The organism is Methyloglobulus sp. (assembly GCF_046714055.1).
Lineage (GTDB): Bacteria > Pseudomonadota > Gammaproteobacteria > Methylococcales > Methylomonadaceae > Methyloglobulus.
This window is the reverse complement of record NZ_JBKKBJ010000087.1, coordinates 1-8,702: the sequence shown is the minus strand read 5'-3', so window position 1 is coordinate 8,702 and position 8,702 is coordinate 1. Positions and strand designations below refer to the sequence as shown.

10 protein-coding genes are annotated in these 8,702 nt (G+C 48.4%); 4 read left to right on the top strand and 6 right to left on the bottom strand.

Annotated elements, in window-relative coordinates; all coding sequences use genetic code 11:
• Window positions 1-37: 37 nt before the first annotated feature.
• From ACLQ6D_RS05485 to ACLQ6D_RS05475, 3 genes are all read right to left on the bottom strand, one after another.
• A complete protein-coding gene (locus ACLQ6D_RS05485; RefSeq protein WP_411726279.1) occupies window positions 38-550 on the bottom strand; it encodes a transposase in 513 nt (170 codons plus the stop codon).
• A 183-nt stretch (window positions 551-733) separates the two neighbouring features.
• Window positions 734-874, bottom strand: a complete 141-nt coding sequence (gene rlmJ, locus ACLQ6D_RS05480; RefSeq protein WP_411726278.1) for a 23S rRNA (adenine(2030)-N(6))-methyltransferase RlmJ — start codon at window positions 872-874, stop codon at window positions 734-736.
• Between the two features lie 330 nt (window positions 875-1,204).
• A complete protein-coding gene (locus ACLQ6D_RS05475) occupies window positions 1,205-2,530 on the bottom strand; it encodes a lipase maturation factor family protein (protein WP_411726277.1) in 1,326 nt (441 codons plus the stop codon).
• Window positions 2,531-2,833: 303 nt separating this feature from the next.
• Here ACLQ6D_RS05475 and ACLQ6D_RS05470 point away from each other — a divergent pair, with 303 nt between their 5' ends.
• Both ACLQ6D_RS05470 and ACLQ6D_RS05465 read left to right on the top strand, forming a co-directional pair.
• On the top strand, window positions 2,834-3,130 hold the full coding sequence (locus ACLQ6D_RS05470) for an antibiotic biosynthesis monooxygenase (protein WP_411726276.1): 297 nt from the start codon (window positions 2,834-2,836) through the stop codon (window positions 3,128-3,130).
• A gap of 6 nt (window positions 3,131-3,136) precedes the next feature.
• A complete protein-coding gene (locus tag ACLQ6D_RS05465) occupies window positions 3,137-4,330 on the top strand; it encodes an iron-containing alcohol dehydrogenase (protein ID WP_411726275.1) in 1,194 nt (397 codons plus the stop codon).
• 244 nt (window positions 4,331-4,574) lie between these two features.
• Here the strand turns inward: ACLQ6D_RS05465 and ACLQ6D_RS05460 are convergent, their stop codons facing one another.
• Together ACLQ6D_RS05460 and ACLQ6D_RS05455 are read right to left on the bottom strand one after the other, a co-directional pair.
• The gene (locus tag ACLQ6D_RS05460; protein WP_411726280.1) at window positions 4,575-4,697 is read right to left on the bottom strand and encodes a hypothetical protein; all 123 of its coding nucleotides are present in this window, start codon (window positions 4,695-4,697) and stop codon (window positions 4,575-4,577) included.
• A 403-nt stretch (window positions 4,698-5,100) separates the two neighbouring features.
• Window positions 5,101-6,783: a LysM peptidoglycan-binding domain-containing protein gene (locus ACLQ6D_RS05455; protein ID WP_411726274.1), complete on the bottom strand. Its 1,683-nt coding sequence runs from the start codon at window positions 6,781-6,783 to the stop codon at window positions 5,101-5,103.
• A 97-nt stretch (window positions 6,784-6,880) separates the two neighbouring features.
• Between ACLQ6D_RS05455 and ACLQ6D_RS05450 the strand changes: the two genes are divergently transcribed.
• Together ACLQ6D_RS05450 and rnhA are read left to right on the top strand one after the other, a co-directional pair.
• On the top strand, window positions 6,881-7,594 hold the full coding sequence (locus ACLQ6D_RS05450) for a class I SAM-dependent methyltransferase (protein ID WP_411726273.1): 714 nt from the start codon (window positions 6,881-6,883) through the stop codon (window positions 7,592-7,594).
• Complete coding sequence (gene rnhA / locus ACLQ6D_RS05445) at window positions 7,587-8,048, top strand: ribonuclease HI (RefSeq protein ID WP_411726272.1); 462 nt, start codon at window positions 7,587-7,589, stop codon at window positions 8,046-8,048. Before ACLQ6D_RS05450 ends, rnhA begins: the two co-directional genes overlap by 8 nt.
• A 4-nt stretch (window positions 8,049-8,052) precedes the next feature.
• On the opposite strand, the gene ACLQ6D_RS05440 is transcribed toward rnhA, so the two are convergent.
• A complete protein-coding gene (locus ACLQ6D_RS05440) occupies window positions 8,053-8,433 on the bottom strand; it encodes a YajD family HNH nuclease (protein WP_411726271.1) in 381 nt (126 codons plus the stop codon).
• Window positions 8,434-8,702: the final 269 nt, after the last annotated feature.

The window sequence follows — 8,702 nt, the reverse complement described above, 5'->3', positions numbered from 1 at the left end:
CCGTAAGATACTCTGTTCAAAATCAAGATAATTTTGGTCATCCGGCAATTATTGGAAAGGAATAAAAGCGGGAGTTATCGAAAGACTGGTTGTGCTTCAACATGCCATGGATCGCGTGGAGCAATTTACGCATGACCGCACAGATGGCTTGTAAAGGTTTCTTGCCGTTAGCCACGAGATGTTGGAAATAGGCGCTGACATGTGGGTCATGCTGTTTGGCGCTCAAGGCGGGCATATACAGGGACGGACGGATATGGCGGTTGCCGGCTTTGGATAGCCGCATCTTTTTGTGGACGCTTTTGCCGGAATCAAAAGCCTTGGGGTCAAGCCCCGCAAACTTCACCCATTCCCGATGGGACAGGTTTGGCGGTAGCAACAGGAGTTCGCCCATCAGCGCGATGGCGCTGGTTTCGCCAACGCCCTTGATGCCGGTGAGGAGCGCCAGTATCTGTTTTAATTCGGGATAGTCACCGATCAAGGCCAACGCGTCGGATGTCAAGCGGCCGATGCGCTTCTGTAATTGAGTGGTCGCCAGTCGGGCGTCCTTCAAGGCCGTAAGGCGGATTAAATGTAGGGCGGATTAGCCGCGCAACATACGCGATCTATCCGTTTTGTTTGTCCTTTGGGCGCGGCGTAATCCGCCAACTGCGGTGTTCATCCATACGGCGGATTACGACGCGCGGAGAATCTTTACATAAATTGAAGCTTGGAAAGTTTGCGCGTCTAATCCTCCCTACTCACCAACCAATTGCTCCACCCGGTAAAACCCTTGCTGGTTTTCCCCCAACGTTTCAGCTAACCAGGGCAACACCTGTTGCATGTCGGCAAGCAGCGTCCAGGGCGGATTGATGACGACCATACCGCATGCCGTCATGCCGAACCCGTAAGACGGTTTCGCGCTAGCAAACCGTCATAGTCGGAGCGCAGGTAGTAAGCGGCATCCGGGTCGCCTTTTATTTTGATACTTTATTTTTTGGAAAAATGCCCCTGCATTTTTAACATTCACCACATCCGTGTGGCTTGGTGAAGTAAAGGAAAGTATTTCACTCTCTGGTGCGACAACCCGATTAAAATCAATGATTCATACCCCTCACCCTAACCCTCTCCCGCTGGGAGAGGGTGTTTTTAGAGGTTCCCTTTAATTCGTAATCACTGGCTAGTTCGGGCGTAAAAACCAGATAGTAGGCACTATGAAGTCCTGCCATCACGGCCAATAAAGCCGCAATTTCTGCCGATTCCATATATGCCCACTAACTGTACGTCGCTCCTGTTGTGTGTAGGTGTAGCGATATAAATAAGCACGAAGATAAGCGGGGGGTTGCTTGGCAAACGGGTTATGCGCCAGCAAAGCTAAAACCTCAGGCGATCCTTCTTTCAAGCGCCGCATGAATTTTTCAAACCAGCCGCCGGGCTGCGGTTCGCCTAGCGCGGCAAACCACATTTGCCAATCCAGACGCGGTTGATGGGGAATATTCCAGCGCAACGGTTTGTCCATGCCATCGGGTTTGTATTTAAACCCGTATTCCATCCAGTGTTCGCCGTCTTGCGAACCCTCAACGATAATTTCGTTGCGTTCGGTGGTCATCACCGCAAAGGGGCCGTAATTATTGACCACCCCGAAAGCCGAAGCGACTTGGAGTAAGGTAGCCAACGGTTTGAACGGCACACGCTGCGTTTGCGCCATCCAGATATGCGTCGTTAATATCACGATCACGAACCCTGCCCAAACTGCTGCACACACGCTCGCAGTCAATGCCGCCGATTGATAACGTTGTTCTAAGCGAATACGTAGCCATTCCGGGGTTATCCTGACAATATCGCGGTCATCGAATAACAACAGGCACAACAAAAGCGTCAACATGTTGAAAAACGTATAGTTGCCGGTCAGGATGATACTGGTTTGCAGCACGATGAAGCACCAAGCGGCAAAAAGACGCAACGGGCGCGGCATAAACACGAAAAACGGCACCAGCAATTCAATGTATATCACGCCGGAAGCGCACAACTTATGCCACCATTCTGGGAGAAAGTAAGCGTAATACCCTAACGGCGACGGTAGCGGCTGCGTCAGGTAATGATAATTGAGTGCGGTCAAATTCGCCCAAGTGGGGTCACCGCTGGCGATTTTCACCACGCCGCTCATGAACATGAAACGGGCGATCAACAAGCGGTATAAAAACACGATAATTTTGGAATTCCACGTAAAAAAAATGGCCAGAAAGCCGCTTTCCAATAACAACACATCCCACTGGAACGCAGTAAAATCCTGTCCGGCAGTAGTGATCGACAAATAACATACAAAGCAAGCGATCAATGCAGCACGAGTGAAAACATTAAGCGTCACCAGACAGGCAACAGCAATCCCGCCATAACAAACCCCTTCCTGTGCTGCGACCGACGCATCAAACCAGAACAGGGTTGGAAACTGCCAATATTTTTCATGCGGAAATGCTTGCGCGATGCGTGTCAGTTGCTCCAGCAGCGGCAAGATGCCATTAGCACCAATAAGGCCATCGATTTGCGTTGCCATCGACCAAAATGCAGACAGATACACTAGCCCCAGACCCCGTAAAAACCACCATCGGATGAATATGCGCGGGTTAATAATTAATATATTTACGTTACTTTGCTTACAAAGTTGGTTGACTAAGGACTGGAACATAAGGCCATAAGGGCTAACACTTGGAGGTCAATTCAATATTTTTCAAAACTCGGTACTCGCTTCAAACGCAAACCTTAATGACTTTAAGGGTTCCAGTTGTACACAAAACCCGGAAACTATGCCGCATGAAGTATAATGCGGGTCATATCCATAGTATATAAGGCATCCGCTATGCACGTTACCTTGGTCAATGTTTTAGTCAAACCCGTTCACATAGAAGATTTTATCGCCGCCACGCGGCTCAACCATGAAGCGTCCATCCAGGAGCCGGGCAACCGTCGTTTTGACGTGCTGCAATCATCCGAGAATCCCGGCCACTTTATCCTTTATGAAGCGTATGCCTCTGCCGAGGCTGCGGTGGCCCACAAGCAAACAGCCCACTATTTAGTCTGGCGCGATACAGTGGCGGCGTGGATGGCGGAACCACGCCAGGGTGTCCGTTATGAAGGCCTTTTTCCGCAAGGGTAAAATTGTATGCAATTCGTCCCTTTCTCTATCTCGCGTTTGCCGCGTATCAGCTATGGCAGCGGCCGTATCAACGAAGTGCCAGCACTGGCGGCAGCCTATGGTCACACAGCCTTGCTGGTGACCGGCAAACAATCATTCTGCGCCACGCCGCGCTGGCAGTCTTTCACCCAGTCGCTAGATGCGAAGGGCATGCGCTGGCTGCACTTTACCGTCTCGGGTGAACCGTCGCCGATGTTGGTAGATCAGGCGGTAAGCCGGTTTCGCGGTGAAGCGGTCGACGTGGTGATCGCCATAGGTGGCGGCAGTGTGCTTGATGCCGCCAAAGCGATAGCCGGACTGCTGCCGCACGGCAATTCGGTGATGGATCACCTCGAAGGCGTCGGCAGGAACATCCCTTATCGCGGCCCTAGCACCCCTTTTATCGCCGTTCCAACCACGGCAGGGACTGGCAGCGAGGCGACCAAAAATTCGGTGCTGAGCGTATCAGGCAATGACGGTTTCAAGAAGTCCTTCCGTGATGAGTGTTTAATCCCCGAATACGCAGTGATCGACCCCGATTTGTTAACTAGCTGCCCGCGCGAACTGGTGGCAGCCGACGGTATGGATGCATTTACTCAGTTGCTAGAATCCTATGTCTCTCTCAAGGCCAACCCATTCATTGACGCACTCGCTTGGAGCGGAATGTTAGCCGTCAAGGAAGGGCTTTTTGCCGCCTGGGAAGGCAACGAACCCTATGCCAGTCATGGACGTGCGGCAATGGCTTACGCTGCCTTGCTTTCCGGCATCACGTTGGCACAAGTGGGTTTAGGATCGGTGCATGGCTTGGCTTCACCGTTGGGCGCTTACTTTCCTATCCCACATGGCGTAGTTTGTGGCACGTTGGTAGCCGCTGCCACCGAGGTCAACATCAAGGCGATGCAAGAGCGCGAACAGGACAACCCGGCCCTGGCCAAATATGCAAAAGTGGGGCGGCTGCTGACCGGCCAGACTGAGATGGATGATGCTATCGCCCGTTCGTCGCTTACTGCCATATTAGCCGAGTGGAGCGAACGGCTGCAACTGCCGCGTCTCAATGGCTATGGCACAACCCCGGCAGATTTCCCGCTGATCGTCGCCAATAGTCGCGGCAGTAGTATGCAGACCAACCCGATTGTGCTGACGGATGCCGAGATCAATGCCATTTTGACCCAGCGCCTTTGATCCTGAATGAAGGCTTGGCATGGGTTGTTAATATCTTGCTGATTACCCATAAGCCTCAGCTAATTTCAACAGTCGGGCTGGCATAGGAGACATCTGCACAGTCACATAAGCGAAGCGATGCAACAATTTCTTCCAATTGAAATCTTCGATTATGTCAGTAGCAGAATTCGGCAAAATAACGGGGTAAATGTTTGGGGAGTTATCGCATGGTAAGTGCCCGTGAGGGCATTTTTGACATTGCCTATCAGGGTGATAATCCAGGTAGCTCCTCTTTGGTCACACCATGTGGTCTGCCGCTGGTGACAATGCTGATATGGTTGCGCCTAGCCTCTGTTAAGGATGAAAAACAAGATAACTCGTCCGAAATGACCGTGCTGTTGGGTTGTACATGCTGCTTTGCCCAGCGGGTATTTCATTAGGTCGTCAAATTCATAAATTGCCCCATACGGATCATTTAGATAATTTCCTATATAATCTTTGATGAAAACACCGATCTTGTTGTTAATATCAGGCTTTTTACCATATCAAAAGTAGCCAATTCTTGCGGCGTTGGCCTTTTATTGACAGTGGGGCAAGCAAATTAGAGCAAGGTTAACAATACAAGAACTAAATTTATTTTCATGTGTATTTTAGAGGGCATAGCGCAGTTGGGGTGACGTACGTATGAACCCCAAACATAAACAACACCAGTATTGTAATGTTGGGGTTCATACCTCAGCCGCAAGCTGCTTTGCAAAACAAGGTAAGGTGCGGGGATAAATTCTCAATACTTAAGTCGCACGATAGGTATTATCAACCAAAATCTTTAAACTCTGGCCTGGACGCAATCCTCTGTTTCCGGTTTGTGGATTGGATTTACGCAGGTCGTTCACAGAAATGCCGAATTTTCTGGAAATTTGCACCAATGAGTCGCCTCGTTTGACCTTATAGCGGATAAGACGGGTTGGGGATGCTGAGGCGAGTTGTTGTCCGCCCCCTTTGATGACCAACTTTTGACCGATCCTCAAGTTGCTGTTGGGTGATATATTATTCCAGGAAGCGATGTTATTTCGACTGACTGCAAAGCGTTTAGAAACGTTATAAAAAGTATCGCCTTTCTTGACGACATAGACTTGGCCGCTTGAAGTTTTTGCTCTGGCAGATTTGGTTATCTGCGTGATTACCGATGCACGATTTGATGCCGGGACTTTCAAATAAGTGCCTGCGTTGACGCTGCTTCTCGCCAAATGATTGGTTTGACGTAAGTTGCTAACCGTTGTGCCGTATTTTCTGGCAATAGAAGACAGGGTTTCGCCACGATGAACACGGTATTGCTGGGTTGAAGATCCTGAATAATAGCGTGTTGAGGCGATGACCTCCCGTTTACGCCGATTTTCAAGTCTTTCCTCTTCCGCCCGCATTTTTTCGGTTAACAATTCTTCATCACGCTGTCTTTGATCGACCCTTTCTTCATAAGGCAAGTGCGCCAAATTTTGTTTGAAAGTCTGGACACGAGCGGATGGGACTAGCAATCGATGCGGGCCATACGGCGCAGTGCTGCCTTTCTTGAAACAGGGATTCAATTTCAAAAAGTGGCTGAGCGGGGTTTGGGCTAGTTCGGCAGCTTTAACTATATCCAGTTGTGAACCGACATTGACCACTTCACAATAAGGCTTATTGGGGATATTTTGTAAACGGATGTTGTAACGGTCAGCGTTGGCAAATAATTTGGCAATCGCCAATAACCGTGGTACATAATCTGATGTTTCCTTGGGAAGGTCTAAAGACCAATAGTCGGTAGGCAAGCCTTGGTATTCGTTGCGTATGATGGCTTTGCCGACATTGCCTTTGCCATAGTTATAGGATGCTAAGGCAAGAAACCAGTCGCCATTGAATGTTTCGCTGAGTTCTTTAAGGAACGTGGTGGCGGCGACCGTGGACGCATAGACATCGCGGCGGCCATCGTACCAGGCGTTTTGTTCAAGCCCGAACAGGCGACCGGTTGCAGGGATGAATTGCCAAAGTCCTGATGCCGCACTTCTCGAATAAGCCTCGGGGATAAAGGCGCTTTCGACTACGGGCAGCAAAGCTAACTCGCCGGGTAAGTTTTTTGCTTCAATTTCATCCAGAATGAGGTGCATATAAGGCGCAGCACGTTCTTGTACTCTGGCGATGTAATCGGGGTGGCTTAGGTAATAACTTAATTCCTGATCGACACGTTCGTTATCGACTTCTGGAAGCGAGTATAGTGAAAGCATTCTTTCCCACACGGTATCATGGTGGGAAAAAAGGTTTTTAAATCGTTTTTGGAAAAATGTTCGCGGCGGTTTGGTTGTCGAACTGGTGTTAGGTGTTGACGCATCGTTCGGGTCGTTGATGACTAGAGGTTCTTTGGGCGCGTCGGAACAACCGGTAATGATCAATACGATCAAGAGGAATAAAAATCTTACTGACCTGTTAGAATTATTGCGCATCATCTAACCCATTAATGTAAAGTTTAAATATAGAATAACTTCATTATAGCTTGTTTTTATTGAAATATATAAAGTAATGTTTTATTGAGTATAGGCTATGAAACGCGATTTCCTGTTTGCTTACTACCAAACCCCCCGAGGCAAGCTTTTAAGGGATCTCGAGGTCGATTATTTACAAAACGCCATCGTGGTCAGTTGTAAGCAAACAATCTTGCAGATCGGTGGGCTGGGCTGGGAAAACGAGTTCATCGACTGCACACTTTACACGAATTATACGATATTGGATGCCAAAAACCTAGGATGCCAAGGAGCCAGGAAAATCCGTGCAAAATCATACCATTTGCCCTTGCAATGCGATAGTGTCGATATGATTATACTGCCGCACATGCTGGAATTTGATGCCTATCGTTTCCAGACCATGCGTGAGGTGGAGCGGGTGTTAAAACCGGAGGGGACGGTAGTGATTTTAAATTTTAATCCCTGGAGTATCTGGGTCAGATATCAGTACTTTTGGGATAAGCGCTTGGCGGATTCCTGGCGCGGCCATTTTATCCGTCGTGCGAGAGTGATCGACTGGTTAAAGCTGTTGAATTTTGAGGTGACCTTGATATCCCAATTTAAACTGGATTCCATAAAAACGACACATGTAAGATTGGCCAATGCCTTTTCATTATCGGCAACCGCTTATGGGGTTAAGGCAATAAAGCGGCGTTATAACTTGATTCCTTTAACACCTGTTACAAACTTGAGCCCCCGATTGACGTTAGCAAATTCCACGGTGACCAGTTTGCGGATGAAAGACGATGAATGATTCTGTCATTATCTATACCGATGGCGCTTGTCGCGGTAATCCGGGGCCGGGCGGCTGGGGCGCAATGCTTAGTTACAAAGGCATCACGAAGGAGCTTTATGGCAGCGAACGGGAGACGACCAATAACCGCATGGAGCTTTTGGCGGTTATTAATGCCTTGGAAGCCTTGAACAAGCCTAGCTCCGTTCAGGTTAACACCGACTCAAAATATGTGTTGCTAGGCATCACCGAATGGATGGATAACTGGAAAAAAATGGGCTGGAAAACTGCAAGTAAATCACCCGTTAAAAATGAAGACTTGTGGCGTAGGTTGGATGCCGCGAAATCGCCGCATAGTATTGAATGGAAATGGGTAAAAGGCCATTCCGGCGATCAGGGTAATGACAGGGCAGACAAGTTGGCGAATCTCGGGATAGATATGTTGACCAGCCAGGCTGTGGCAAAGACCGGTTAGCCGCTTATTTTTTACTCATCATATCTTTAAGGTTAGCAAAAGGATTGTGGCTGGCAATTGCTGCCGTATGTGAAGATGCAGTTTTTGCGTTACCAAATCGTGTTTCTTCGTACCTTGAATGTTCATTATCATGACAATAAAGGCAGAGCAACTCCCAGTTGCTCCCATCCGGGGGATTATTATCGTGATTGTGATCCCTGTGGTGTACAGTCAGTTCGCTAAGGTTCGTATGAGTAAATTCGCGGGTGCATCGACCGCAGATCCAGGGGTATAGTTTCAGGGCTTGCCCTCGGTACGATTGTTCCCGCAATTCCTGGTTACGCCGCGCTTCGGAAACAATCTGGGCTGATTTGTTGGTGTCTATTTGTGTTTTCTTTACAGTCATAATAGAGCCTCTTCAGACTTGGGCTGATTCATTTTAATTCCCCACAAACTTAATTTTGCCAGTCGCTAGGAATATTATCAACTACAGTTTAAATAACTCAGCTCAGTATTTAGTAATTACATGTTTTTTATGTTACTACAATAATTATCTGATTACGTAGGACCCACAGCCAATTTTGAAGTCAAAGGCATAAGTGCAAGCCCTTGAAACCAAAGGAGGCGGGAGATGAGCAAAAACAAAGTGCAATACCAGAAAGGTATGGGTTTGCC

Coding starts and splice junctions, on each gene's coding strand:
- rlmJ (WP_411726278.1), bottom strand. CDS start 874: ATGACGGCATGCGGTATGGTCGTCATCAATCCGCCCTGGACGCTGCTT.
- ACLQ6D_RS05475 (WP_411726277.1), bottom strand. CDS start 2,530: ATGGCAACGCAAATCGATGGCCTTATTGGTGCTAATGGCATCTTGCCG.
- ACLQ6D_RS05470 (WP_411726276.1), top strand. CDS start 2,834: ATGCACGTTACCTTGGTCAATGTTTTAGTCAAACCCGTTCACATAGAA.
- ACLQ6D_RS05465 (WP_411726275.1), top strand. CDS start 3,137: ATGCAATTCGTCCCTTTCTCTATCTCGCGTTTGCCGCGTATCAGCTAT.
- ACLQ6D_RS05455 (WP_411726274.1), bottom strand. CDS start 6,783: ATGCGCAATAATTCTAACAGGTCAGTAAGATTTTTATTCCTCTTGATC.
- ACLQ6D_RS05450 (WP_411726273.1), top strand. CDS start 6,881: ATGAAACGCGATTTCCTGTTTGCTTACTACCAAACCCCCCGAGGCAAG.
- rnhA (WP_411726272.1), top strand. CDS start 7,587: ATGAATGATTCTGTCATTATCTATACCGATGGCGCTTGTCGCGGTAAT.
- ACLQ6D_RS05440 (WP_411726271.1), bottom strand. CDS start 8,433: ATGACTGTAAAGAAAACACAAATAGACACCAACAAATCAGCCCAGATT.